This is a genomic window from Comamonas koreensis (assembly GCF_014076495.1).
Taxonomy (GTDB): Bacteria; Pseudomonadota; Gammaproteobacteria; order Burkholderiales; family Burkholderiaceae_C; genus Comamonas; species Comamonas squillarum.
In genome coordinates this window covers 4,572,490-4,595,303 of record NZ_CP043575.1, presented here as the reverse complement: position 1 = coordinate 4,595,303, position 22,814 = coordinate 4,572,490, and the positions used below count along the sequence as shown (strand labels likewise).

At 62.8% G+C, this 22,814-nt stretch carries 33 protein-coding genes; 31 read left to right on the top strand and 2 right to left on the bottom strand.

Annotated features, from left to right (window positions below):
• The first annotated feature begins 58 nt into the window (after positions 1–58).
• The 17 genes from F0Q04_RS21015 to F0Q04_RS20935 all read left to right on the top strand — a co-directional run bounded on the left by F0Q04_RS21015 (position 59) and on the right by F0Q04_RS20935 (position 14,783).
• Positions 59–655 (top strand): phage baseplate assembly protein V, encoded by a 597-nt coding sequence (locus F0Q04_RS21015; RefSeq protein WP_182343356.1) that lies wholly within the window; start codon positions 59–61, stop codon positions 653–655.
• On the top strand, positions 655–1,011 hold the full coding sequence (locus F0Q04_RS21010; protein WP_182343354.1) for a GPW/gp25 family protein: 357 nt from the start codon (positions 655–657) through the stop codon (positions 1,009–1,011). Before F0Q04_RS21015 ends, F0Q04_RS21010 begins: the two co-directional genes overlap by 1 nt.
• On the top strand, positions 1,008–1,859 hold the full coding sequence (locus F0Q04_RS21005) for a baseplate J/gp47 family protein (RefSeq protein ID WP_182343352.1): 852 nt from the start codon (positions 1,008–1,010) through the stop codon (positions 1,857–1,859). The genes F0Q04_RS21010 and F0Q04_RS21005 overlap by 4 nt, the downstream gene beginning before the upstream one ends.
• Before the next feature lie 2 nt (positions 1,860–1,861).
• Positions 1,862–2,824: a phage tail protein gene (locus tag F0Q04_RS21000; protein WP_182343350.1), complete on the top strand. Its 963-nt coding sequence runs from the start codon at positions 1,862–1,864 to the stop codon at positions 2,822–2,824.
• A gap of 5 nt (positions 2,825–2,829) precedes the next feature.
• Positions 2,830–3,333, top strand: a complete 504-nt coding sequence (locus F0Q04_RS20995; protein WP_182343348.1) for a hypothetical protein — start codon at positions 2,830–2,832, stop codon at positions 3,331–3,333.
• Positions 3,334–3,349: 16 nt separating this feature from the next.
• The gene (locus F0Q04_RS20990; RefSeq protein WP_182343346.1) at positions 3,350–5,521 is read left to right on the top strand and encodes a DUF4815 domain-containing protein; all 2,172 of its coding nucleotides are present in this window, start codon (positions 3,350–3,352) and stop codon (positions 5,519–5,521) included.
• Positions 5,511–6,560 (top strand): virulence-associated protein, encoded by a 1,050-nt coding sequence (locus F0Q04_RS20985; RefSeq protein WP_182343343.1) that lies wholly within the window; start codon positions 5,511–5,513, stop codon positions 6,558–6,560. The genes F0Q04_RS20990 and F0Q04_RS20985 overlap by 11 nt, the downstream gene beginning before the upstream one ends.
• Positions 6,561–6,570: 10 nt before the next feature.
• Positions 6,571–7,044, top strand: coding sequence for a hypothetical protein (locus F0Q04_RS20980; RefSeq protein ID WP_182343341.1), 474 nt, complete (start codon positions 6,571–6,573; stop codon positions 7,042–7,044).
• Positions 7,045–7,046: 2 nt separating this feature from the next.
• A complete protein-coding gene (locus tag F0Q04_RS20975) occupies positions 7,047–7,565 on the top strand; it encodes a hypothetical protein (protein WP_182343339.1) in 519 nt (172 codons plus the stop codon).
• Positions 7,565–8,098: a hypothetical protein gene (locus F0Q04_RS20970; RefSeq protein WP_182343337.1), complete on the top strand. Its 534-nt coding sequence runs from the start codon at positions 7,565–7,567 to the stop codon at positions 8,096–8,098. The genes F0Q04_RS20975 and F0Q04_RS20970 overlap by 1 nt, the downstream gene beginning before the upstream one ends.
• 191 nt (positions 8,099–8,289) lie before the next feature.
• A complete protein-coding gene (locus F0Q04_RS20965) occupies positions 8,290–9,480 on the top strand; it encodes a phage tail sheath subtilisin-like domain-containing protein (RefSeq protein WP_420093990.1) in 1,191 nt (396 codons plus the stop codon).
• A gap of 47 nt (positions 9,481–9,527) precedes the next feature.
• Complete coding sequence (locus F0Q04_RS20960) at positions 9,528–10,037, top strand: phage major tail tube protein (RefSeq protein ID WP_182343333.1); 510 nt, start codon at positions 9,528–9,530, stop codon at positions 10,035–10,037.
• A gap of 124 nt (positions 10,038–10,161) precedes the next feature.
• The gene (locus F0Q04_RS20955; RefSeq protein ID WP_182343331.1) at positions 10,162–10,488 is read left to right on the top strand and encodes a phage tail assembly protein; all 327 of its coding nucleotides are present in this window, start codon (positions 10,162–10,164) and stop codon (positions 10,486–10,488) included.
• A gap of 14 nt (positions 10,489–10,502) precedes the next feature.
• The gene (locus F0Q04_RS20950) at positions 10,503–10,643 is read left to right on the top strand and encodes a GpE family phage tail protein (protein WP_332839214.1); all 141 of its coding nucleotides are present in this window, start codon (positions 10,503–10,505) and stop codon (positions 10,641–10,643) included.
• A gap of 13 nt (positions 10,644–10,656) precedes the next feature.
• Positions 10,657–13,182, top strand: coding sequence for a phage tail tape measure protein (locus F0Q04_RS20945; RefSeq protein ID WP_182343329.1), 2,526 nt, complete (start codon positions 10,657–10,659; stop codon positions 13,180–13,182).
• A 12-nt stretch (positions 13,183–13,194) separates the two neighbouring features.
• Positions 13,195–13,695 carry a phage tail protein gene (locus tag F0Q04_RS20940; protein WP_182343327.1) on the top strand — a complete coding sequence of 167 codons (501 nt, stop codon included), beginning with the start codon at positions 13,195–13,197 and terminating at the stop codon, positions 13,693–13,695.
• 8 nt (positions 13,696–13,703) lie between these two features.
• Complete coding sequence (locus tag F0Q04_RS20935) at positions 13,704–14,783, top strand: contractile injection system protein, VgrG/Pvc8 family (protein ID WP_182343325.1); 1,080 nt, start codon at positions 13,704–13,706, stop codon at positions 14,781–14,783.
• A 72-nt stretch (positions 14,784–14,855) separates the two neighbouring features.
• Here the strand turns inward: F0Q04_RS20935 and F0Q04_RS20930 are convergent, their stop codons facing one another.
• Together F0Q04_RS20930 and F0Q04_RS20925 are read right to left on the bottom strand one after the other, a co-directional pair.
• Positions 14,856–15,395: a zinc ribbon domain-containing protein gene (locus F0Q04_RS20930; RefSeq protein WP_182343323.1), complete on the bottom strand. Its 540-nt coding sequence runs from the start codon at positions 15,393–15,395 to the stop codon at positions 14,856–14,858.
• Positions 15,396–15,421: 26 nt separating this feature from the next.
• The gene (locus F0Q04_RS20925; RefSeq protein WP_182343321.1) at positions 15,422–16,174 is read right to left on the bottom strand and encodes an XRE family transcriptional regulator; all 753 of its coding nucleotides are present in this window, start codon (positions 16,172–16,174) and stop codon (positions 15,422–15,424) included.
• Positions 16,175–16,283: 109 nt separating this feature from the next.
• On the opposite strand from F0Q04_RS20925, the gene F0Q04_RS20920 reads away from it, so the two are divergent.
• The 14 genes from F0Q04_RS20920 (at position 16,284) to F0Q04_RS20855 (ending at position 22,813) form a co-directional block, all read left to right on the top strand.
• Positions 16,284–16,499, top strand: coding sequence for a hypothetical protein (locus F0Q04_RS20920; RefSeq protein ID WP_182343319.1), 216 nt, complete (start codon positions 16,284–16,286; stop codon positions 16,497–16,499).
• A 36-nt stretch (positions 16,500–16,535) separates the two neighbouring features.
• A complete protein-coding gene (locus F0Q04_RS20915) occupies positions 16,536–16,772 on the top strand; it encodes a hypothetical protein (protein WP_116927382.1) in 237 nt (78 codons plus the stop codon).
• Entirely contained in the window at positions 16,747–17,217 is a 471-nt protein-coding gene (locus F0Q04_RS20910; protein WP_182343317.1) for a hypothetical protein, read from the top strand. Before F0Q04_RS20915 ends, F0Q04_RS20910 begins: the two co-directional genes overlap by 26 nt.
• Before the next feature lie 52 nt (positions 17,218–17,269).
• On the top strand, positions 17,270–17,707 hold the full coding sequence (locus F0Q04_RS20905) for an ogr/Delta-like zinc finger family protein (protein WP_182343315.1): 438 nt from the start codon (positions 17,270–17,272) through the stop codon (positions 17,705–17,707).
• A 111-nt stretch (positions 17,708–17,818) separates the two neighbouring features.
• Positions 17,819–17,971, top strand: a complete 153-nt coding sequence (locus F0Q04_RS20900; RefSeq protein ID WP_021025320.1) for a hypothetical protein — start codon at positions 17,819–17,821, stop codon at positions 17,969–17,971.
• Positions 17,972–17,981: 10 nt separating this feature from the next.
• Complete coding sequence (locus tag F0Q04_RS20895) at positions 17,982–18,446, top strand: hypothetical protein (RefSeq protein WP_182343313.1); 465 nt, start codon at positions 17,982–17,984, stop codon at positions 18,444–18,446.
• Positions 18,447–18,519: 73 nt separating this feature from the next.
• A complete protein-coding gene (locus tag F0Q04_RS20890; RefSeq protein ID WP_232539425.1) occupies positions 18,520–20,427 on the top strand; it encodes a replication endonuclease in 1,908 nt (635 codons plus the stop codon).
• Positions 20,424–20,687, top strand: coding sequence for a hypothetical protein (locus F0Q04_RS20885; protein ID WP_182343309.1), 264 nt, complete (start codon positions 20,424–20,426; stop codon positions 20,685–20,687). Before F0Q04_RS20890 ends, F0Q04_RS20885 begins: the two co-directional genes overlap by 4 nt.
• A 5-nt stretch (positions 20,688–20,692) precedes the next feature.
• Positions 20,693–20,962 carry a hypothetical protein gene (locus tag F0Q04_RS20880; protein WP_182343307.1) on the top strand — a complete coding sequence of 90 codons (270 nt, stop codon included), beginning with the start codon at positions 20,693–20,695 and terminating at the stop codon, positions 20,960–20,962.
• 17 nt (positions 20,963–20,979) lie between these two features.
• A complete protein-coding gene (locus F0Q04_RS20875; protein WP_182343305.1) occupies positions 20,980–21,198 on the top strand; it encodes a hypothetical protein in 219 nt (72 codons plus the stop codon).
• Positions 21,199–21,208: 10 nt separating this feature from the next.
• The gene (locus F0Q04_RS20870) at positions 21,209–21,421 is read left to right on the top strand and encodes a hypothetical protein (RefSeq protein WP_182343303.1); all 213 of its coding nucleotides are present in this window, start codon (positions 21,209–21,211) and stop codon (positions 21,419–21,421) included.
• A gap of 18 nt (positions 21,422–21,439) precedes the next feature.
• Positions 21,440–21,661 (top strand): hypothetical protein, encoded by a 222-nt coding sequence (locus tag F0Q04_RS20865; RefSeq protein WP_182343301.1) that lies wholly within the window; start codon positions 21,440–21,442, stop codon positions 21,659–21,661.
• Between the two features lie 21 nt (positions 21,662–21,682).
• Positions 21,683–21,889: a hypothetical protein gene (locus F0Q04_RS20860; protein WP_182343299.1), complete on the top strand. Its 207-nt coding sequence runs from the start codon at positions 21,683–21,685 to the stop codon at positions 21,887–21,889.
• 3 nt (positions 21,890–21,892) lie between these two features.
• On the top strand, positions 21,893–22,813 hold the full coding sequence (locus F0Q04_RS20855) for a DNA cytosine methyltransferase (RefSeq protein WP_182343297.1): 921 nt from the start codon (positions 21,893–21,895) through the stop codon (positions 22,811–22,813).
• Position 22,814: the final 1 nt, after the last annotated feature.

The window sequence follows — 22,814 nt, the reverse complement described above, 5'->3', positions numbered from 1 at the left end:
GGCGCAGCCACAGCGCCCGCTGCTGGCCTTCCGCGCGCGCGCGGCCGACACTGGCCGCATGCCCCCAAACACCAGCCCAGACACCAACCCGCTAGAGCTTGCCCGCCAACTCGCCAATGTGGCGCGCCTGGGCACGATTGCGGCTGTTGACCTGGGCGCCGCGCGCTGCCGCGTCAAGACCGGCGACAACGAAACCGATTGGTTGCCATGGTTTACAGGCCGTGCCGCAGGCGAGAAGGGCAGCCAGTGGTGGCCGCCTGTCAAGGGCGAGCAGTGCATGGTGCTGGCCACGGGCGGCGACATGGGCCAGGGCTGCGTGCTGCTGGGCGTGTACAGCGACCGCATGGCCGCGCCCAGCAAGCAGGCTGACACCTGCCGCACCCAGTTCAGCAAACAGGACTACAGCGAAACCGCCAAGGGTGAACACCTGCTGCACCTGGACAAGCGCGTGCGCTTTGAAGTGGCAGAGGGCTGCAGCATCACCATGGAGGGGGACAACATCACCCTGCAGGCCGGTAGCACCACGCTGAGCATTGGCCCTGACCAGATCACTGCCAACGTCGATGTGATCGCCCAGGGCATCAGCCTGGTGAACCACCCGCACAAGGGCGTCCAAAAGGGCCAGGCATTGACGGAAGGCCCGGTGCCAGCATGATGAACGCTCAGACCGGCGCCCGCATGGATGCCATCAGCCACCTGCGCCAATCGGTGATGGACATCCTGACTACGCCCATCGGCAGCCGGGTGATGCGCCGCGACTATGGCAGCCTGCTGCAGGCGCTGGTCGACCAGCCCGACAACCTGATTGCGCAGACCCGCGTTTTCTCTGCCATCCAATCGGCGCTGATGCGCTGGGAGCCGCGCATTGAAGTCAAGCAGATCAAAAGCCTGCGCGACCCAAGCCGCCCCGGCTATGCCGAGTATCAGATTTTGGGCACCTACAACAGCAACTTTGGCGCAAGCCAGCCGCTGCGCCTGTCGGTGCCCATTGCGTGGGGGGCGTCCGCATGATCGACCTGGCCACACTGCCCGCGCCTGATGTTGTCGAAGCGCTCAACTACGAAACGATTCTGGCCACCAGCAAAACCGAGCTGGCCAACCTGCTGCGCCCGTATCTGCCCGCCATCGACGACGTGCTGGTCCTGGAGAGCGAGCCACTGACCAAGCTGCTGGAGGCTTTTTCCAAACGAGAAATGGTGTTTCGCGGCCGCGTCAACGACGCCGCCCGCGCCCATCTGCTGGGCTTTGCCAGGGGCGCCGACCTTGACCACCTTGCGGCTATGGTGGGCGTCACGCGCATGGGTGGCGAGGCAGACACCCGGCTGCGCACCCGTGTGCAGCTGCGCATTGCGGCGCTGGCCAGCCAGGGCACGCGGGAGTACTACGAGTATCAAGCGATGACCGCCAGCCTGAACGTGCGCGCGGCCATGGCCACCAGTCCCACCGCTGGCAGGGTGCAGCTGATGCTGTGGTGCGTAGACCAGGCGCAGGCAGCAGTTACCCTGCAGGCCGTTGACGCACTGGTAAACAGCGACGGCGGGCGCATGCTCGGTGTGCCCATAACCGTGGCCGTGGCCCAGCCCATGGCCATCAGCATCACGGCCAACATCTACCGCGCGCGCACCGCGCCGGCCAATCTGCTGCAGCTGCTCAATAGCCGGCTGCAGAATGCCTTTGCGAGCATGGCTGACTTGTCCGCGACGGTGGGCCGCAGCTATATCACCACGCTGCTGCATGTGGAAGGCGTGGCCCGGGTGGAATACCCCGACAGTGCCGCGCCTGCCGAAGTAACCACCATCCCGGTGGGCTACTTTCCGGCCATGGGCCAGGTGCTGCTGGTGGACATGGGGGTGGCATAGCCATGGCAGGCCCCAAAGTCTCCCAGCGCCACCGGAGTGTGCTGCCCCCCAATGCCAGCTTGCTGGAACGCGCCGTAGACGGCAATTTCCCAGCAGACTGGGGGAGCCTGGCCGACGAGGCCGAGCCCGCCGCCGATCCTGATGCGCTGCAGCCTTGGGTGGTTGCACATTGGCAACTCAGCCAGTTTGACCGCTACTTTGCCGACCCGCGCGAGCTGCTGGCCCAGGGTCTGCCCTGGCTGCGTGAGCGCGGCAGCGCGGCCTCTGTGCGTCGTGCCATGGGCTGGCTGGGCTATCGCGGGGTCAAGATCGAGGAAGACGGCGCGCTGCTGCATATCGATCCGGGCCGCGAAATCACCGCAGCCGACCTGCGCTACTTGGCGCATGTGGTCAAGGCCAGTCTGCCGCTGCATGTGCGCTTTTACCGGGTGTTCCACCGCCTTGACCGGCGCGTGCTGCGCACCAACAGCCGCCCGGGCCTAAATCACGGCCTGCTGCAGGCCGACAGCGGCACGCCCATGGACGCGGGCGACGGCACCACCATCATCGTGAGCCAAGGGGCATTCAATGGCGGCACCGCGCCGCGCCTGACGGGTGCGCGCATCCCGGGCGGCCACAGCACCGCCAAGGGTGGCCGCATGCGCCGCACCGACTGGCTCTTGCTCAACCTCTACCGGCTGGGCAGCCCGGTGCGCAGGCCTCTGGCAGGCACTGCTGCAGCCACGCATGGCGGCGCAGCACCCGCCTATGTGCGCCTGGCGTGCTATGGCGACACCCTGCACGGCCAGGCACCTACCGGGGCCATTGCATCGCCATTGGGCCAGCCCTTGGGAACAGCAGCCAGCCAGGCGGGCCGCGACCTACCCCGCACGGTGCCAGACCGCACCTGGGAGACGGGCGGGTGGGACGGCGACACCTGGCAGACCACCGACATTGCCGGTGGAAACATTGTTATTCAGGAGTGACAGACATGATTGTTTTGCAAGACACGGGCCGCATCGCCCTGGCCAAGGCCCTGGCGGCCATGCCCGCCTACTTTGCGTGGGGCCGAGGTGATGGCGCTTGGCAGGAGCCGCCCGCCGTGCCCATCGCTGGCCAGATGGTGGATGAAATTGGCCGAAGCCTGGCCACCATCGTGGAATACGTGGTGCCAACCACCGAAACCGACCCTGAGCGGGAGTATTCGGTGCCAGAAGGAGTTGGCGACAACATCCTCTACTACAAGAAAAGCGCCCAGCCATCGCAGTGGCTGTACCTGCAGGCGAACTTTGGCTTCTTTGATGCGGACGGCGAGACCGTGCGCGAATGCGCGCTGTTCTTTGGCACCACGGTAACGCCCGACACGCCGCCTGGGCATCGCTACATCACCGCCGACCAGGTGGCAACGCCTGGCGACATGTACACGCTGGAATACCGCAAGCCATCGCCGCGCGAGCGCAAGCAAGAAGCCGAATTCCTGATCCTGCCGCTGTGAGGGGAGCAACCAGAAAATGAACGACAAGAACTACACCGGGCTGCAATTTCGCCTGGGCCGCCCAGTGCAGGCCCGTGAGCTGGACGAGGTGCAGGACAACGCGGCGAGCGCCCTGCGCGGCGTGGCCGATGTGCTGTTTGCCGAGGGCGACATTGCAGCAGGCGCCGCCTGCGCAGTCAGCAGCACCGGCGCGTGCACCCTGGATGCTGGCCGAATCTACCTGGCGGGCCAGGTGCGTGACGTGCCCGCAGCCAGCCTGGTGGTGGCCATGGTGGGCGAAGTCAGCGTGGGCGTTTACCTGCTGCAGGAGACGGTGACCGCGCTGCAAGACCCTGACCTGTATGACAACGAACTGGCCAGCCCCACGCGCGGCGAGGCGGGCGCAGATCGCACCCGCACCACCTGCACCTGGGGCCAGGCAGGCAGCGGCCTGGCGGGCGACTTCTACCCCGTGTGGCAGATCATTGACGGGGTGGTAACGCCCCGAGAGGCAGCGCCGCAGCTGGCAGCCACCACCAAGGCCATCGAGAACTACGACCGCGAAAGCACGGGCGGCGGCTACTACGTGATCGAGGGCATGGAAACCACCATGCTCGACGATGACGTCGAAGGCCGCCAGGTATTCAGCCTGTCGGCGGGCGCGGCGCGTGTGGGCGGCGTGGTTGTGCGCAGTGGCGCCGCGCGCCGCCTGGTGTTTGCTGCAGTGCCCGATGTGATGCAGATCAGCAGCGAGCCACACAGCAGCGCCACATTGGAAACCCAGCGGGTGCGCTTCAACCGTAGCCCGGTGCTCAAGCCCGCCACGGTGCGGGTGCAACGCCGCCGCACGGTAGAGCTGACCCATGGCCCGGTGGTGGGCGCCTCCGATCTGCTGCCAGAAAACAGCGTGGTAAAAATCAACAGCGTCACGCAAGGCGGCACCACCTACACCAAGGATGTGGACTACCGACTGAACGCCGATCAAGTCGATTGGAGCCTGCCGGGCGCCGAGGTGGCGCCGGGCAGCAAATACGTGTGCGACTTTGAATACATGAGCACTGAGGCGGTGCAAGACCAGACGCCCTATGACTTTGCAGTGACTGGCGCCGTCAAGGACACCACCATGCTGGTGGACTACACCCCGGCGCTGCGCCGCATCGACGTCATCGTGATCGATGCCAAGGGGGCGTTGAACGTGGTCAAGGGCGTGCCGGCGCAGTGGAACCCGGTAACGCCATCGGTGCCCGCTGGCCTGCTGGCCCTGGCCAGCATCTGGCAAAGCTGGGACAGCACGCGCGGCGTGATCGTTGACCAGGTGCGCCAGGTAAGCATGGCCACCCTGCAGGGCTACCAGCGGCAGCACAACCAGCACAAGCTGGAGCTGGCCGAGCTGCGCCTGGCGGTGGATGTGTCTGGCCGCTATGCGGGCCTCAAGCGCGGCAGCTTTGCAGATCCGATGCTGGACAACAGCATGCGCGATCAAGGCATGGAGCAAACCGCGCTCATTGCAGGCGGCGCGCTGCAGCTGGCCGAGCCCATGGAGGCCATGCCCTTGGACGATGGGGCCACCACCCACACCATGGCGCACAGCCTGGTAACGCTGTGGGCGCAGCTGGCCACCAGTGAGGCCACCACCGTGGCAGCGCCGGCGCCCGTGGTGCCCAACCCACCACCGCCCACCCCCATGCCCTCCAAGGTCGTGCTGTCTCCAAGCGTTGACCGCTGGATCAACGAAACCGAGCGCACTTATCCGGGCGGCTACTACTACAACATTCTGGGCATGACGCCAGGCGACCAGGTACTCAAAGCCCGCGACGAAGCCCGCGACAAGTTCCTGGAAAGCCTTGACCTGTCCAAGCTGAGCGGCGGCGCCATCTTTATGCGCAGCATCCCGGTGCAGTTCACCATCGACGGCTTTGCCCCTGGGGAGCTGCTGACCACCTTGGGCTTTGATGGCATAGCCCTGCAGCCGCTGCCCGTGCCGGGCGGCAGCCTGGTGGCCGATGCGGCGGGCCAGATTCGCGGCACCTTCACCGTGCCGGCCAACCTGCCACCCGGCAAAAAGATGGTGGGTTTCTCTGGCAACCAGGGAGGCTCATGCATGACCGCATTCACGGGCGAAGTGCAGCTGCAGATCCGCGTCAATACCACCTACTCCGGGCTCAATGGCCGGGGGTTTGGCCCTGAGGTAATTACCCATGTCGTTTAACACGCTTTTCCAGACCTTCAAAAGCCCGGCCACGCACCAGGACGGTGGCGTAAAGCTCTATTTCTCTGCGGTGGGCAGCAAAGCCATTGCCTACCTGACCCAGGTGGACAGCGCGACGGGCGGCCCCGGTGAAGTGCTGGCCGAATGCCATCTAGAAAAAAACGCCATCCCGACCAACGGCCAGGCCGTGAAGGCGGTATGGCCCGCACCGGTGCTGCTGACCGAGGGCATGGAATATGCCATTTGCGTGCAGTGCAACGATACCGGCACCGCGCTGCACACCGCCCAGGTGGGCAAGGCCAACACCGCCAGCGCGGGCCAGCTGGTGACCGCATCCCCTGCGCTGGGGCAACTGGCCCGCATCACCCCAGCCGGCGCCGTGGCACCCATCGCGGGCAGCATGCTGCGCTTTGAGCTGCTGGCCGTGCAATATGCGCAGCCATCGCAGACCATTGTGCTGGGCACCGAAGAGGTGGAGGGCGCCACCATGCTGGCCATTAACGCCGGTGCCGCCTCGCCCGAGGCATCGGCCCGCATCACCTACCTGCTGGAGCTAATCGACCCGATCAAATCGGAAGTGGTGGACAGCTACAGCGTGGACGCCATGCAACCCGTGGGGCTCAACACTGCGTTTACTGGCCAGGTGCGGGTAAGCGCCACCCTGCGCGTGGGCGATACCGGCCTGGGCGCCGTGCTGGAGCCGGGCACCATGCTGCTGGTGGGGGTGCTGCAAAGCATCGGCACCTGCATTTATCCGGCCATCAGCAGCAACGGCGGCACCGAGCTGCGCGTGATCTATGAGGCCGACATACCCAGTGGGGCAGCCTGCCAGGTGCATATGCAGATTGACGGCCAAGCCAACTGGGTGGAGGTGCCCATTGATCCGGTGGCCAGTGGCACCAATAGCGTGGGGGTGGTGGAAATTCACCACAAGCTCACGGGCATCGATGCTGCGGCACTGCGCGTGCGGCTGACGCCCTCCGGCACGCCCACCGCGCGGCCCTACATCCGCAACCTGCGCGCCGTAGTGCTGACATAAGGGGCAGAGCATGACGCAAGACACCAGCGTTTTTACCGAGAACTTCGGCTTTCCGCTGCCCAGCCCGGGCAACAAGCTGCGCGCCGATGTGCAGCGCCTGGCCGATCTGGGCGCCGGCGTGGATGACGTGCTGTATGAGCAGCAGCAGGCCCTGGCCAGCCAGCAGCAGGCGATCAATGAATTGGACGCCGACATGGTTAAAACGGTCAACGGCAAGACCGGGCCAGACATCACCTTGCGGCGCGAGGATCTATCCCTAGGCCCCGCCAATGGCGCCACGCTGGTTTCGTTCATCTACAACGCCCAGGGCCAGGTTGAAAAGGTGACCGAGACCATCGACGGCAATGCGGCGGTGGGCAACTACACCTATAACGCCGAGGGCACGGTAAAGACCATTGCCACCACCTACAAGGGCCGCACCCGCACCGAAACCTTTGAGTACGAAGGCGGGCGCATCAAGGCCATTACTGCAAGCGAGGCTTAAAAATGAGTGGAAGTTTAGGAGCCGTCATCTACGGCGAACTGCGGGCGGTGGCCGCCCAGGTGGCCACATCCATTGCCAATATTGCTGCAGTCAAGGGCGATATCACCACGGCGCGGGCAGAGGCTACGGCCAACCGCGACAGCATCAACGGCAACACCAATGCGGCGCGTGACAACATCAATGCGGTGACCAACGCGGCCCGCGATAACGTGAAGGCGCATGTGTCGGCGGCAGTCGCTGGCATTGGCGGCATCAAGAATGTGCAGCACGTGGTGGGTACATATTCGGCATGGGCAAATGGGGATGAGGGGACGGGTACGGCCAGATATCTGGACATTCCGATTTCTGCGGTTAATCCGGCAAAGACTTTCATCATTCCCATCCGCACAGTTTGGATGGGCGGGGCCGGCCCGGTGCCTATGTCCTATCGGCTGATAAATGCATCGACAGTGCGGTGCTTGGCCTATAGCAACGCCAACAACCCCGGTGCTTATGGATTTTGTGTAGTGGAGGGTGTCTGATGGCGAAATATGCATTCATTGACGCGGCCGGCGTATGCGGTGGGGAGGGCAGCTATATGCCCGCCCTCGATCCTGTGCCAGATAACGCGATTCCGATCGGCGATGACGACAGCCGCCTGGGCCAGCGCTGGACGGGCAAAAAATGGGTGAGCGTGCCAAAGCCTGGTGATGTGCAACCCACTATCGTGCTGGAGAGCATTACTGCTGACCACGCCAACGACACCCAGACTATCGTGGCTGACACCCTGAGCGAGGTGCGCACGGTGGTGGGCGCCACGCTGACCCTGGCCGTGCGCATGGATGTGGCGGGCCAGCTGTACCCGATCAATGAATCGTTCGATATGCCGCTCAGCAGCAGCGATGGCCGCGTGCGACCAGTGCGGGTGATGTTTGAAAATGGCCGCGCGCTGTTTTCTGTCGCAATGACCGAAGCCCGCATTTGGAACGTCAGCCAAGAAATGATCAACAGCAGCCTGCCCCCTGAAAAGCACATGCGCTTTGCTGGTCTTCGCGTGGTGGCCGCTGAGATTTAGGCCCCGCTTCCCACCCAACCCACAACCCGCCCAGGCGGGTTTTTTTGTGCCTGGCGCAGCCACAGCGCCCGCTGCTGGAGTTTCGCGCGCGCGCGGCAGACACTGACGGCTACAGAGAAATCAAGCGCGCCCATGCACCGGCTTGCGCACCCATTCACCCTTTGGAGTATCCGAATATGGCGACAGGAAACCTGGCCAATTACCACCACGGCGTGCGCGTTGTCGAAGTCTCGGGCGGCACCGCTGAATTGCGCATTCCATCGACCGCGGTCATTGGCCTGGTGGCCACCGGCCCCGATGCAGACCCGGCTGTTTTCCCGCTGGATAAGCCCGTACTGTTCAGCAGCATCAGCAAGGCCCAGGCAGCAGCGGGCAGCACCGGCACGCTGCCCCAGGCGCTGGCCATCATCGCCGACCAAGTGCGCCCCGTCATCATCGTGGTGCGCGTGGCCGAGGGTGTGGGCGAAACCGACGAAGAGAAAATGGCTGACCAGACCAGCAAGGTGGTGGGCGACTACATCGGCGGCAAGCGCACCGGCATTCAGGCGCTGCTGGATGCACAGTCCCAGCTCAAGGTAAAGCCGCGCATCCTGGGCGCCCCAGGCCTGGACACCAAGCCCGTGGCCGAGGCGCTGACCGCAGCCGCTGAAAAGCTGCGCGCCATGGCCTATGTGTATTGCGATGGCTGCCAGGATGTGAGCGAGGCGATTGCCTACGCCGAAGGCTTCGGCAAGCGAGAAACCATGGCCATCTGGCCCAACGTGATGCGCTGGGACTCGACCGCCAAGGCCAGCGTGGTGGTGCCCGCTGTGGCGTTTGCGCTGGGCGCCCGCGCCAAGATTGACACAGAGCAGGGCTGGCACAAAACCATCTCCAATGTGCCGCTGAACGGCATCACCGGCCTGGAGCATGCTGTCTTCTTTGACCTGCAAAGCACTGCCACTGATACCGACCTGCTCAATGAAGGCAAGGTGACCACCTGGATTGCGCAGGATGGCTACCGGCTGTGGGGCAGCCGCACCTGCTCGATTGAAACCGAATTCACCTTTGAAAGCGCGGTGCGCACTGCGCATGTGCTGGCCGACACCATGGCCGAGGGGCATTTCTGGGCGGTGGACAAGCCCATGCATCCGAGCCTGGCCAAGGACATCATCGAGGGCATTAGCAGCCGCCTGCGCAGCCTCAAGAACGGTGGCTACATCCTGGGCGGCTCTGCGTGGCTCGATACCGAGGTGAATGCCACCGAGACGTTGAAGGTGGGCAAGCTCACCATCGACTACGACTACACGCCTATCCCGCCGCTGGAGGATCTGGGCTTTGTCCAGCGCATCACCGACAAGTATTGGGGCGACTTCGCCCAGCGCGTGGCCACGGGCCTGTAAGCGCACCCAGAACGCCACAACGCCACCACGCATAAGGACGCAACACCATGGCATTGCCCCGCAAACTCAAAAACTACGTTGTCTTCAAAGACGGTATCAGCTACCTGGGCGAGGTGCCCGAGCTCAATCTGCCCGTACTCACCCGCAAGATGGATGACTACCAAGCAGGCGGCATGGGTGGCCCTGTCAAACAAGACTTTGGCATGGAAGCCATGTCGATGGAATACAAGATGGGCGGCTGGGCCGATGGCAGCCACAGTGGCTTTGGCTCGGGCCGCCATGACGGCACCATGCTGCGCTTTGCCGGTGCGCTCGACGCCGAGGACACCGGCCAGGTGGACGCTGTCGAAGTTGTTGCGCGCGGCCGCATCAGCGAGATTGACAAGGGCTCTGCCAAAGTGGGTGAGACCACCGAACACACCTACAAGATGGAGTTGAGCTACTACAAGGAAGTGCTGAACGGCACGACCATTGTGGAGATCGACTTCGTGAACATGATCGAAATCATTGACGGCGTGGACAACCTGGCCGCTGTGCGAGCGGCCCTGACCATCTAAGCCCGCAACCCAACGCAGCTTTGCCAAGCTGCTGGGCGTGTCTCGTTAGGGGCCGCCCAGTTCCAACAGCGGGCCGCGCATCAAACCGTGCGCCCGCTGTCTTTTTGATAACCCGGAGAAGAACATGCAAACAGCTGAGCAAACCAAGCCCGCCATCACAACCGCGCGTAAGTCGTCCACCGTCAAACTGATGGTACCGATTGTTCGCAGTGGCCAGACCATCACCGAAGTGCAGGTTATGAAGCCCAGCGTGGGTGACCTGCGCGGGCTGCTTCTGGTTGAAGTGATGAACATGAAGACTGACGCGCTGGCGAAAATCTTTCCCCGCATCACCGTGCCCACCTTGATGGAGAGCGAGGTCTACCAAATGGATATCGCTGACCTGATCACGATGGCGACGGAGATTGGCTATTTTTTGACTGGTGCAACGGCGCCGACCGAGCCGGAGTAAACACGGTCGAAGACATGATGGTCGACCTGGCCGAGCTGTGGAACTGGCGGCCAGCAGATATGTGGGACATGGACGCGGCCGAGCTTAGCGAATGGCGCAATCGAGCAATCAAGCGCTACAACGAAAAGCAGGAGGCCAAGGCCGGTAAACGATGAAAAGAGGGGCAGCATGGTCAACAAACTGCGCTTAGAGGTATTGCTGCAGGCAGTGGACAAGGTGACTGGCCCGCTTAAACGTGTGATGGCGGGAAGCGCTGCCACATCCAACAAGATCAAGCAGCTGCACAGCGACTTCAAGGCCATGGAGTCGCAGCACGGGCTTATCAACAATTTCCGCAACAGCGTCAAGGCATCCGCAGGCCTGCGTGCCGAGCTGGCCAGCCAGCAGGCCAAGGTCAAGGCCATGGCGCTGGAGCATGACGCGGCGGGCAATGTCACTGCCGGCATGGCGCGTAAGTTTGAGAAGGCCAAGGCCGAAGCTGCAGCGCTCAAAAGCCGCCTGCAGGATCAAACCCAGACCACCCAGCGCCTACGCGACAAGATGGCGCAGGCGGGCATGGCCACATCGGGCCTGGCCGAGCAGGAGCGCAACCTACGCACGCGCATGGAGGCATCAACAGCGGCAATCACCAAGCAGCGCGAGCGGCTCAAAAGCCTGGCAGAAGCCCAGCGCAAAGCCTCTGCCATGGCTGCCAAGGGCGCGACCATGGCCGCAGCGGGCGGTGCAGCGATGTATGGCGGCAAGAAGGTGATGGACATGGGACTCAAGCCCGTGGGCGCCTTCATGCAGCACGAAGACGCCATGCTGGGCATTGCGCGCCAGGTGCAGGGTGCGCGCGACGAAGCGGGCAACTTGACCGAGGTCTACCGCAAGGCCGAAGCCCAGGTGCGCGACCTATCCACCAGGTTGCCGCAGACCACCGTGCAGATTGCGGAAATGATGACCGCCGCCGCGCGCATGGAGGTGCCCACCGGCGAGCTGGCCACCTTTGTGGAGTTGGCCAGCGAGATGGCGACGGCGTTTGACGCCGTGCCGGACGAGATCGCCGAGAGCATGGGCAAGGTGGCGAAGAACTTCAAACGCCCGGTGACGGAGATCCGGGGCTTGGCCGACGCCATCAACTACTTGGATGACAACGCCATCAGCAAAGGTGCTGACATCATTGATGTGCTGAACCGCACCAGTGGTGTGGCGTCCACCGTGGCCATCTCTGCCGAGGACACCGCCGCGCTGGGCAGCACCTTGCTGACGCTGGGCGAGCGCGCGGAAACTGCGAGCACGGCCATCAATGCGATATTCACCAAGTTCGCAGCTGCGACCAAGGGAACTAAGAAGTTCAAGGCGGCGGTGGGCGAGATTGGGATGACGCCTGCCCAGATTCAGAACGGTATGGCCAAAGACGCTGCGGGCACCTTGGAAAAGGTGTCGGCTGCCATCGCCAAGCTGCCCAAGAAGAACCAAATTGGCGTCATGGCCGAGCTGGTGGGACTTGAGCATAGCGACACGCTGGCCAAGCTGGTGCAGCAGCCTGAGGAATTGAGGCGCCAGAGAAACCTGGCTAATGGGCCTGAGGGGAAGGGCAGCATGGCAAAGGAGGCCAGCGCTAGGAACTCCACCTTGTCGGCCCAAACCTTGACGGAGCAGAACCGCCTCTTCAACAGCATGGCAGTGGCAGGCGAGCAGCTAAAGACGCCGCTGCTGGAGATCTACAAGACGCTGAACCCGCTATTGGAGAAGTTCACCGCCTGGATGCAAGCCAATCCGGCTATCGTGGGCGGCGTCCTAAAGCTGGTGGTGGGCGCGGGCCTTTTGATGGGGGCAATGGGTGCGCTGCTGATTCCGCTGGGCTTGATGCTTGCCAAAGGCGCGATCCTTCGGTTTATGTTTGCGCGCTTGGGGCTGTCCTTTGCCAACATTGGCACAGCGATGCGTTTGGTGGGCAGTGCCTTTACTTTTGGTGGTCAGTGGCTGGGGGCCTTTGGTGCCCGCGTGGCCCTCTACATACCGGCAATCTTGCGATTTGGCGCGGTATTTCTCCGCCTGTTAGGGCCTATCGGCTTAGTCATTACGGCGGCCACCATGCTCTACCAGCGGTGGGACGATGTGGTGGGTGGCGCAAAATTGCTGTGGGCCGACCTGACCTCTGCCATTGGCAGTGGCCTGCAGGCCGTCATGGGGCTTACCAGCCAGTTCTTTAACGCGGGCGCCAACATCATTCAGGGCCTGGTCAGCGGCATCACCAGCCGCATTGCGGCCGTGCGCGATGCCGTGGGCGAAGTGGCCAGCAGCAGCATTGGCTGGTTCAAAGAAAGGCTGGGCATACACAGTCCAAGCCGGGTGTTTGCTGAGCTGGGCGGCTACGTGGGCGAGGGCGCCGCGCAGGGCATTGCTGGCAGTTCCGGCCTGGTGCGCAATGCCGCGCTGGGCATGGCCGCCGCCACCCTGGTGCCCATGGGCGCCATGGCCTTGCCGATGGGCGGCATGCTGCCCATGCCAGATATGGCGAGCATGGCGGCACCAGCCCCTGTGGGTGGCACAGCTTCGGGCGGCGGTGCCAGCACCTACATCATCAACATCACCGTGCAGGGCAACGCCAAGGGCGACGAGATCGGCGCCGCTGTGCGGGCAGAGATTGAGCGACTGGAACGGCAAAAGGCCGCCCGACGTGGCAGCAGCCTGACCGACCTTGACTAGGAGTAACGCAGCATGATGGCAGCCCTGGGCCAATTTGTATTTGGCCTCTCGACCCTGGCATACAACGATCTGCAGCGCAGCCAGGAATGGCGCCACCCCAGCAGCAGCCGGGTGGGCGACCGGCCAGCGCGCCAGTATGTGGGGCCAGGCGAAGACAAGATCACTTTGACCGGCCTGCAGGTGCCCGAGTTCATGGGCGACCGCAAGGCCCTTGACCGCCTGGCTGATATGGCTGATGCGGGCAAGGCTTACAACCTGTGCACCGGAACCGGCGAGGCGCTGGGGGCATGGGTGATCGAGAGCCTGAACACGACGCGCAGCGTTTTCATCCGCGAAGGTGCTGCGCGCAAGGTGGAGTTCACCCTATCGCTGGCCCGCGTGGATGCACAGCAGGTTGACCCATCTGGCGGATTGGACACCGGGCCAGACAGCGGTGCAGGGGATGACGATTGGTATGGCGGCGACCCCTGGGACTGGTGGCTCAGTGACGAAGACGACGACGATAAATGGTGATGGCCACAATGGCAGACACGACCCAACAACCCGAAGCGCTGGACGCCGGCAGCGACTACCGCCAGCCCACGTACCTGCTGACCATCAACGGAAAGGACATAACGCCCAAGATCAACGGGCGCTTGATCCGCATTGCGTTGACGGAGAGCCGCGGCGAAGAGGCTGACCAGCTCGATGTGGAGCTGAGCGATCATGATGGCAAGCTGGCCATTCCCCCAAAGGGCGCCATCGTGGCGCTGCGCTGGGGCTGGGTGGGCCACGGCCTGGTGGACAAGGGCGAATTCACCGTGGACGAAATCAGCCACAACGGCACGCCAGATGTGCTGAACATCCGCGCCCGCAGTGCCAACCTGGGCAAGGGCCTGCGCAGCCGCACCAGCAACAGCTGGCACGACACCATCCTGGGCCAGATCGTGCAGGACATTGCCAAGGCCAACGGGATGGAGGCCAAGGTGGGCGCAAGCCTGGCCAGCAAGCGCGTACAGCACATCGACCAGACCAACGAAAGCCCGGTGCATTTTCTGACCCGCATTGGCCGCCAGCACGACGCCGTGGCCACGGTCAAAAAGGGCGTGCTGCTGTTCCTGCCGATCAACGGCGCAGCGACCGCCAGCGGCAAGGCCATGCCCGCTGTGGTGATGACCCGCCGCGCCGGCGACCAGCACAGCTACAACAGTTCCGAGCGCGACAGCTACAGCGGTGTGCGGGCCTACTGGGGGGACACCAACAAAAGCCAGCGTCGGGCCTCTATCGCAGGCACTGAAACGAACCTGAAAACCCTCAAAGACACCTACGCCACCGAGGCCGACGCCTTGGCCGCTGCGCAGGCAGAGATGGGCCGCATTGTGCGCGGCAAGGCCACGCTGCAGATCAGCCTGGCCATCGGCCAGCCGGCGCTGGCGGTGCAGACGCCCGTCAAGGTCAGCGGCTTTAAACCCGAGATCGATGGCGAAGATTGGCTGATCAAAACGGTGACCAGCGAACTGAGCGGCGATGGCGGCTTTACCACCAAGCTGGAGATGGAGCGGAACGGGGAAGATGACGCGCCTACGCGCACAACCGACCCGGATGACGACGATGATGAATAGTGCTTAATGCGCCTTGAAAGTGGCCGTGCATGAAAAAAGCCACTCTTGAGTGGCTTTTTGTTTGGCGGGCTTCTACCACCGACCTTCTGCGGCGTTCACATTCAGCACGACGGGGGTGCTGCCAGACATATCGACTTGGCAAAAGTACTTCATATTGATCTTGGCTCCAAAGCCATTCACAAATTGCACCTTGTCGCCCAAGAGGGTGACCTGCGCTTTGCTGTCGTTAAGCCAACGGAAATTAGGAAACTTGGTGCCTAGCGTTCCATCAGTCCAGGTAACCTCTCCTCTGGCCAGGCGCTCAATCGCAGCAGCGCAAGGGCGCGCAGCCACCATGCTTGCCTTGTCTCCAATGCACTGCAGATCCTTTTTGCAAGCGGCGGAGTCTGCCTCAACCTTCGCAGCAGCGGCTGCCTTTTCCTCTTTGCTGTCTGAGCAAGCGAACACTAGGCCGCCGACTACTGCACACACAACCAGCAAGCCCACCATTGTGTCTTTGGTGGTTGGCTTTGGCTTTGCCCCCTTGCCTGGTTCGGTGATTCCGCAGTGAGGGCAAGTTGCCGCTGCGTCTGATACTTCCTTTTTGCACTCCCTGCAAAAAACGATAGCCATAGATTCCCCTTGAAGATTTTTTGATTTTAGAAACGGCGCCCGTTCCACCCATACACCACCATGCCGCAGATCCGCACTTCGTGGCCGCCGTTCAGAATGTCGGTCTGCTTGATTGCCGGGTTGTCGCTGCTGATCTCGTACCTGCCATCCATGCGCTGACGCACGCGCTTGATGAACAGTCGTTCATGGGCTTCAAGCACATATACCCCATCGATATCGACTGAGTGAATATCGGTATCCACCAGGGCAAAGTCGCCGCTTTCCAGGGTGCCGCGCATGCTGTCGCCGTAGGCGTGCACCAGGCGCAAGGCCTCGGGCCGGCTGCGGGGTAAGTTCATCTGCACCCAGACAAGGGATACAGGCACATCTCCCATCACAACATCGGCGGCCAGCGCTTCGGTGCCTGGGCCCATGCTTCCGGTGGCGCTGAGAAGAGGCACATATAGCGTGTCTTCTGAATGGGCGGGGGTGGGCGCGGGGCCTGTGAGCCCGGGGCGCCTGAGGGCTAATACGTCCTGAATTTGGGAAGATGTGTTCTTCGTGCGCTTGCCAGTGATGATGTACGCAACATCAAATCCCAGATTCTGGAGGTGGCCAAGGTATTCGGCTTTCGGGGTCGCTATGCCCTTCTCCCACCCGTAGATGGTGGTCGCTGGCCATAGGCCGGGGCGTTGCAGATCAGCCACTTTCATGTTCTGCAGCTCCCGTTCCTCCCTCAAGCGATTACCAATTTCCGTCTTGATGGACGAAATATCGTAATCATCATTGCTAGATTCCATAAATTTCTTGCCAATTTCTAAATTTAGAAATATCATGCAGCCGTAACACCAAATTACGTCCCTTCTGGGGATAGTACACGACACCGCCGTAGGCGGGGAGGCTTGGCAAATGGCATACAAGAACCCGGATCACGCACGCACGGCCAAGAAGACCGTGCGATTCCGCCCAGAGGACTGGGCCATGTTGGAAGTGATGGCCCTGCGCCTGAAAACCGAACCGGCAACGCTGGTCTACGACATGACCATGCGCCGGGTGGATACCGAGCTTGAGGCCTTGGGCCTGGGCGACATGAACCACCAACAAAGCGCCGGCGCCGCCTGCTAATTGGCGGCACGCGCACAACACAAGCGGCAATGACCCATGCAGCTTTCCATCGAGCAGATCGGCTACAGCAAAGACCAGCTGGCAAAGCTGGAGCTGTACCGCCAGGCGATGCAGCTGCCAAGCATTGAAGCGGCTATAGAGCAGCTCAACCGCAGGCAGTTAGACGCCATGGTGGCGGCCATGACCGGCAAGCGGCCAGGCCCGCAGCTGGCAATTAACAACACAACGGCAAAAGCCGGGAGCGCAGATGACAACAGCAACAATCCAACGTGAGCGCCTGACGCAACTGGCGCGCGTCCGCAAGCCGGGCGCCTTGGTGGCAAAGGCAGAGCAGCCGGTCAAGAAACTGACCAGCATGCGTCTGTTTGAGCGCGAAATGCAGGAGGCCGACGCGCTGGCCGGTGCCAAGTGCTGGAACCGTGGCTTTTTCCTGCGCACCGTGTTTTTGATGGGCTGGCAAAAGCTGCAGGCCCAAGAAGACCAGCTGCAGTACTTCTTCGCTAGCGGCGTTGACGAGAAGCCCCAAGGTGAAGCGGCCAAGCACCCCAACGTGCTGGCCGGTCTGCGCATTTTCCCGTCTGAGCAGCAGAAGGCCATGGAAATGGCCCACAGCCTGGGCCTGGAGCATGCCGCGCCGTTCCTGCGCTTTGTCTACCTGCTGGGCCTGCAGCAGTACAAGCAGCAGCGCGGTCAGGTGCAATTCTTTGCCAAGCAATGAGCGGCTATTGAGCGGCTCAAAAGTGGCTAAATCGACTGCACAAAGGCACACCATGATGCACACCACAGCAGAACAAAAGGCATTGCACAAGGCGGAGCTGAAAAAGGCCGAGCTGCGCAAGCCGCGCGGAAACCACACGGGCCGCCGCCTGCGCATGGAGGGCACCCGCATGGAGTGCCCCCACTGCAAGGCAACGTGCGAAATCCGCACCAGCAAGCCGGTCAGCGCCACGATGCGCGAAACCATCTACCAATGCACCAATGTGGAATGCGGTCACACCTTTGTGGCCACCACTGAGATTGTGCGCACGCTGAGCCCCAGCGCAACGCCTGACCCCACTGTGAATCTGCCGCTATCCACCCATGTGCGCCGCGACATGATGCGCGTGGTACTCGACAACGCAGGCGAGGCAGCCCATGACGCGATGTACACCCAGCCGGTGACCGGCGATCTGTTCGCAGGCGACAAGCCGGCAGGCGCTAGCAGCTAGCGCCAAAGCCGCTCAATAGCGGCCACCACCACACACCCAAACCAATCAATTTTTGCAAGGCCTGCGGGCCTGGCAGGGGCTTTTTTGCCCAAAAAAACCTTGGATCAGCAAATGCGTACCTTCCAAATGACCTACCTAAAAGACGGCGAGCAAAAGGCCCGCTGCATTCTGGCTACCGGCATTGGTGCCGCCTACGACCGCGCATTCGATTACCTGGAGCGCATTGGTTGCCTGCGCGGCGGCTGCACGGTGTATTTGGCTTGAGGTCTGCGGGATGAAGCAAGACAAGGACGAAGCCAACGCAGTAGCCGCCGCATTGCCCTATGGCCTGCGAAAGCTGCCCGTGGTGGATGCGACCCAGGTGGAATACCTGGCGCCAGAGCTTGACCTGTTCCCCAAGGCGCCTGCGCGCGCTGAATTCGTCGGCCCGCCTGAAAAGGGCATTCCACGGCGTGAGCGTGCGCGTTTCATGAAGAACCGGGACTTCTTTGTGGAGAAGGCCAGCCGGGGCATGTACGCCGGCGCCGACCACGCGGAGTGGGCCAGCATCCCCGTGTCCTGGCGCGTCATCCTGATGATGGCGGGCGGCATGGGCAACATGGAAACCATCGACTACCTGGCCGGTCGCAGCTGGCAGGAGATACCGCCCGCCGAGCGCGAGGCGGTCAAGTTCACCATCCGCGAAGCCAAATCCCTTTTTGGCCGCCTGCACGCGCTCACCTTGCGCACGGTGGAGTAAGCACACCATGCCGGCCATCCTGCGCACTCTGCCCACTGCTGGACTTTCTGATTGGGAGGCCAACAAGCCACGCATGCACATGGTGCAACACCATGTGCAGCGTGTGGTGGAGGCTGCGCCCGATGGCTGGAAAGATGCGATTCGGGCACACCTGGGCGTAGGCACGGCCGTTGACCACAGCCTGGAAGCCCCACCCGAGTGGGCGCAGGCGTGGGACAAGCTGCAGCAGATCGCTGAATTTGACGACGAGTATGGCGATGCGGCGCGCCTGAACCTGAGCGACTTCGAGATATGCGCCTGGGCTAAGCGGTTGGCCGCGCAGGTGGATGAATTCATGGACGGCTGCGAGTCCGCGGGCTTTAGCCTGGCTGACCGTGGCCACGCACTGCGCATGATGCTGAACACCAGCGGCGCCCTGAACGAAGAAGACGTTGAGGCGCTATTCAAGCTCAAGAAGTGCCCCAGCCAAGAGCTGGTAAAGCAGAAGATCCAGGCGGCCATCAAGCGCGCGTGCGATGACGCGTGGTGGCGCCGCAAGTTGCGCCGGCGCGTTGCGCGTGTGGTGGAGGCCGGCGCCATTCGCCTGGGCCTGGTGAACCTGGCCAGGGGCCGCTACATCAGCCACGGCGGACTGGTGCGCCGACAAGCCCAGATCAAGCGCAACGCAGAGGCCCTGGCGCGCAGCCTGTACCGCAATGAGGCGGGCCAGGTGTACACGCTGGCCGAGCTGGCGGCCCTGGGCACGGCCAACCCCGCTGTGCGCGGCGGCGAGCTGATGACGCGAGTGCGCGGTGCTGAGGAATACGCCGACAGCCATCAGCATGTGGGTCTGTTCCTGACGTTGACCCTACCCAGCAAGTTCCACCCAGTGACCTTGCGCAATGGCAAAGCACGCCACAACAAGAAGTACAAAGGCGCCACCCCGCGCGATGGCCAGAGCTGGCTGTGTGACACCTGGGCCAAGGTGCGGGCGAAGCTCGGGCGCAAGGGCGTCAAGATTTACGGCCTGCGTGTTGCTGAGCCACATCACGACGGCACGCCGCACTGGCATGCACTGCTGTGGACAGAGACGCAAGAACATGCGCAGCTGCTGGAAAGCACTATCCGCCAGTACTGGCTGCAGGAAGATGGAAGCGAACGAGGCGCGCAGGAGAACCGTGTCGACATAAAGCGCATGGACAGGGGCGGGGCCGCTGGCTATGTGGCTAAGTACATCGCCAAGAGCGTTGGGCACATTGCGCTGGCCGAACACCAAGACTTGGTAAACGGCCAACAGATCGCGATGGATTTTGGCGCCGAGGAAAGCCAGGGCCACCAGCGTGTGGACGCATGGGCTGCCTGCTGGGGCATCCGCCAGTTCCAAACCATTGGCATGCCCAGCGTGACGGCATGGCGTGAGCTGCGCCGTGTGAGCCATGACCAGCTGGAGCTGTTCGCCAAAGAAGGTGATCAGCTGACCATGCGCGCATACCGTGCCTGCCACCGCCACGGAGATATCAAGGCTGATTGGCGCGTGTTCATGGAGGCCATGGGCGGCCACGCACGCCGCCGCGACGATTGGCACCTGAAAACCGTCAACCGCATGGTCGAAGACGGCCAGGTCAACAAATATGGCGAAGAAGTCATGGTGGGCCGCATCGTCGGCCTGACACCGCGCAAGGGCCGTATGTCGGGCCGCTGGCTGGTGAGCCGGCGCATTGCCTGGGTGCCCGTTGCTGGTGAGTCCAGCACGCATGCATCCCATGACTTTGACGCCGCCGAAAACGGCGATGCAGCAGAACAAGCGCAGGGCTCTGGCACGGCACAGGCCCGCGCGCCGCAGGCGCGCGCTTGGACTGGTTTCAATAACTGTACGGCCCGCATCACCGGCGAGCTGCGCCGAACCATTTTGGGCGTCAGCGAGCGCGAAAAAGCGCCCACCTATCCCCAGGAAACCTTGGACTACTTCCGCCGCCTACGGCAAATGGAGGCCCAGCAGTGAAAACCACCACCGCCAAAACCACCCAGGCGGGCCGCCGCATGCGCGCGGTCAGCCCGCTGCTGCAGCAGGCCCTGGATGCAGGCCGCCGCGTGTGCGACGACATGCAAGACGGCCCCGAGGCCCGCCAGGCCATGAAGCGCGAGATTTTGGAGATTGCCGACACAGATGAGCGCCTGCTTGTCGGCCTGATCGCCGGCCTGACCCACCCGCGCCTAAAGCGCGCCGATTTTTCCCCCCGCAACCAGCAACCACAGGAGTAAAGCAAATGTCAGAAAAGCCAGATACCAAAGCAATCGAAATCGTGCGAGCAATGGGTGATGCAGCTCAGGCTGTTTTCATCAAGGCATACCCCCAACCATCGGTCGAGGGCCTAGAAGTGTTGAAGAAATTCACCGCGTACACCTTGTTCGATATGTGTGCGGCGATGGGTTCCGAGGCAGGGGCAGCTTATGCCGACGAGTTGGCAACAGTCATCACCGCCAACAAAGAAGCGCTCGATGAAAAGCGCAAAGCGGCTTGCGATAAGCAGCATTGACCAGCGGAGCAACAGCCATGAACAAAGAACAGATCGCAGCCGCATACGACCGAGCCAAGCAGGTGGTGGACGGCTTTAAACGAGTACGCGACCAACAGGCGCGCGACGTGGTGGCAATGGCCGGCGCCATTGCTGCAAAGGATGCGGAAATCCATGCCTTGAAAAAGAAGGTGCTGGGCCTGGAGTTGCAAAGCGTGAGCGCAGCCCAAGCGCGCCATCCATTCATGAATCTCTAAGGGCCGACAGATGAACACCGACCGCGCGCAATCCGATCGACACCGCCACCAGTGCGAGGTGCGCTTTCTGCTGGCAGCCAGCCGCGAGGATGCGCGCGGTGGCGAGTGGGTAGACGCCTATCTCAAGCACCCCAAGGTAGCAGGCCGCAGCGCCGTGCTGGCCAAGGATTTTCAAGAGCAACAAGCCCGGGGCAACGATGGCCGCTATGGGCTGTGGATTTGATTTTTAGGAGCAACAGCCATGAACGCAAAACGCACCGAGCCCCGCACCCACACCTACCAGCGCAAGCCCGGCACCTACGTGGGCACCGGCCACGACGCCAGCCATCTGGCCGCAGTCTTTGCGGCCGAGCGCGAGCGCCTGGCCACCGACGCCGCCAAGGCCAAGCGCCGCCGCAAGCCCAAGACCGAAGCCGTGGCCAACCCGGACGAGAACCCCAACCAGCTGCGCCTGGTTGCCTGAAACCACCGAAAGACCAACACCATGCGACACACCACCGAAATCCAACCCATGCGCAGCTACCGCGCCTTCGTCTATCCCCGCACCGCCAGCACCTGGGACTTGGAGGGGGAGGAAGGCAGCAAGCTGGTAGACAGCATCCACCTCAAAGCCGCGAGCAGCGAGGACGCAGCCGACAAGGCCCGCCATGTGACCGGCAAGGCCGTTCTGCGTGTCGAGCGAAAGGACTGAGCAATGCACGCCATCGATCTGTTTTCAGGCGCGGGTGGTTTCAGCACTGGCGCGGCTATGGCTGGAGTCCCTGTTGTGTGGGCTGCGAACCATTGGCCCCTGGCCGTGCAATACCACGCAGCCAACCACCCTCATGCTGCGCACATCTGCCAGGACTTACAGCAAGCCAACTGGCAGCTGGTGCCGGCGCACGACTTGATGCTTGCCAGTCCTTGCTGCCAGGGGCATAGCAAGGCGAGGGGAAAGGCCAATGGAAACCCGCAGCACGATGCCAGCCGCAGTACTGCATGGGCGGTAGTGAGCGCCGCAGAGGTTCACCGACCTGCAGCCTTTGTTGTTGAGAACGTGCCGGAGTTCTTGGAGTGGAGCCTTTACCCTGCTTGGGCTGCTGCGCTGGCCACTCTGGGCTACTCGCTTGCCCCCCATGTGTTGGATGCAGCAGACCACGGCGTTGCGCAGAACCGTGTGCGGCTGTTCTTGGTGGGAACGCGAAGCAAGGCACCGCTGCGGCTGTCGCTGCCCGCCCAAGACGCACTTCACGCTGAAACCTTTGTGGACTTCGGCGCAGGCAGCTGGAGCGCAATAGACCGTCCTGGCCGATCCATCAACACCCTGGCCCGCATCGCATCAGGCCGGACGCGCCACGGTGACAGGTTTTTGGCGCCGTACTACGGCAGCGGCAGCGGAGAAACCGGGCGAAGCCTGCGCCGACCCATCGGCACCATCACAACGCGCGACCGCTGGGCCGTTGTCGATGGCAAGCGCATGCGCATGCTGACGCGCCATGAGTGCCGCGCAGCTATGGGTTTCCCCGCCGACTACCAGCTGCCAGAAACACACAAGCAAGCCGTGCATATGCTGGGCAATGCAGTCTGCCCCCCAGTAGCGGCCAAGGTCATCAAAGAACTTATGGAGCGGATCTAAT

Coding starts and splice junctions, on each gene's coding strand:
- F0Q04_RS20995 (WP_182343348.1), top strand. CDS start 2,830: ATGATTGTTTTGCAAGACACGGGCCGCATCGCCCTGGCCAAGGCCCTG.
- F0Q04_RS20970 (WP_182343337.1), top strand. CDS start 7,565: ATGGCGAAATATGCATTCATTGACGCGGCCGGCGTATGCGGTGGGGAG.
- F0Q04_RS20990 (WP_182343346.1), top strand. CDS start 3,350: ATGAACGACAAGAACTACACCGGGCTGCAATTTCGCCTGGGCCGCCCA.
- F0Q04_RS20920 (WP_182343319.1), top strand. CDS start 16,284: ATGGCATACAAGAACCCGGATCACGCACGCACGGCCAAGAAGACCGTG.
- F0Q04_RS20935 (WP_182343325.1), top strand. CDS start 13,704: ATGGCAGACACGACCCAACAACCCGAAGCGCTGGACGCCGGCAGCGAC.
- F0Q04_RS21005 (WP_182343352.1), top strand. CDS start 1,008: ATGATCGACCTGGCCACACTGCCCGCGCCTGATGTTGTCGAAGCGCTC.
- F0Q04_RS20900 (WP_021025320.1), top strand. CDS start 17,819: ATGCGTACCTTCCAAATGACCTACCTAAAAGACGGCGAGCAAAAGGCC.
- F0Q04_RS20975 (WP_182343339.1), top strand. CDS start 7,047: ATGAGTGGAAGTTTAGGAGCCGTCATCTACGGCGAACTGCGGGCGGTG.
- F0Q04_RS20955 (WP_182343331.1), top strand. CDS start 10,162: ATGCAAACAGCTGAGCAAACCAAGCCCGCCATCACAACCGCGCGTAAG.
- F0Q04_RS20895 (WP_182343313.1), top strand. CDS start 17,982: ATGAAGCAAGACAAGGACGAAGCCAACGCAGTAGCCGCCGCATTGCCC.
- F0Q04_RS20940 (WP_182343327.1), top strand. CDS start 13,195: ATGATGGCAGCCCTGGGCCAATTTGTATTTGGCCTCTCGACCCTGGCA.
- F0Q04_RS20855 (WP_182343297.1), top strand. CDS start 21,893: ATGCACGCCATCGATCTGTTTTCAGGCGCGGGTGGTTTCAGCACTGGC.
- F0Q04_RS20925 (WP_182343321.1), bottom strand. CDS start 16,174: ATGGAATCTAGCAATGATGATTACGATATTTCGTCCATCAAGACGGAA.
- F0Q04_RS20870 (WP_182343303.1), top strand. CDS start 21,209: ATGAACACCGACCGCGCGCAATCCGATCGACACCGCCACCAGTGCGAG.
- F0Q04_RS20910 (WP_182343317.1), top strand. CDS start 16,747: ATGACAACAGCAACAATCCAACGTGAGCGCCTGACGCAACTGGCGCGC.
- F0Q04_RS20915 (WP_116927382.1), top strand. CDS start 16,536: ATGCAGCTTTCCATCGAGCAGATCGGCTACAGCAAAGACCAGCTGGCA.
- F0Q04_RS20985 (WP_182343343.1), top strand. CDS start 5,511: ATGTCGTTTAACACGCTTTTCCAGACCTTCAAAAGCCCGGCCACGCAC.
- F0Q04_RS20980 (WP_182343341.1), top strand. CDS start 6,571: ATGACGCAAGACACCAGCGTTTTTACCGAGAACTTCGGCTTTCCGCTG.
- F0Q04_RS21010 (WP_182343354.1), top strand. CDS start 655: ATGAACGCTCAGACCGGCGCCCGCATGGATGCCATCAGCCACCTGCGC.
- F0Q04_RS20865 (WP_182343301.1), top strand. CDS start 21,440: ATGAACGCAAAACGCACCGAGCCCCGCACCCACACCTACCAGCGCAAG.
- F0Q04_RS20945 (WP_182343329.1), top strand. CDS start 10,657: ATGGTCAACAAACTGCGCTTAGAGGTATTGCTGCAGGCAGTGGACAAG.
- F0Q04_RS21015 (WP_182343356.1), top strand. CDS start 59: ATGCCCCCAAACACCAGCCCAGACACCAACCCGCTAGAGCTTGCCCGC.
- F0Q04_RS20950 (WP_332839214.1), top strand. CDS start 10,503: ATGATGGTCGACCTGGCCGAGCTGTGGAACTGGCGGCCAGCAGATATG.
- F0Q04_RS20860 (WP_182343299.1), top strand. CDS start 21,683: ATGCGACACACCACCGAAATCCAACCCATGCGCAGCTACCGCGCCTTC.
- F0Q04_RS20905 (WP_182343315.1), top strand. CDS start 17,270: ATGATGCACACCACAGCAGAACAAAAGGCATTGCACAAGGCGGAGCTG.
- F0Q04_RS20875 (WP_182343305.1), top strand. CDS start 20,980: ATGAACAAAGAACAGATCGCAGCCGCATACGACCGAGCCAAGCAGGTG.
- F0Q04_RS20930 (WP_182343323.1), bottom strand. CDS start 15,395: ATGGCTATCGTTTTTTGCAGGGAGTGCAAAAAGGAAGTATCAGACGCA.
- F0Q04_RS21000 (WP_182343350.1), top strand. CDS start 1,862: ATGGCAGGCCCCAAAGTCTCCCAGCGCCACCGGAGTGTGCTGCCCCCC.
- F0Q04_RS20890 (WP_232539425.1), top strand. CDS start 18,520: ATGCACATGGTGCAACACCATGTGCAGCGTGTGGTGGAGGCTGCGCCC.
- F0Q04_RS20880 (WP_182343307.1), top strand. CDS start 20,693: ATGTCAGAAAAGCCAGATACCAAAGCAATCGAAATCGTGCGAGCAATG.
- F0Q04_RS20960 (WP_182343333.1), top strand. CDS start 9,528: ATGGCATTGCCCCGCAAACTCAAAAACTACGTTGTCTTCAAAGACGGT.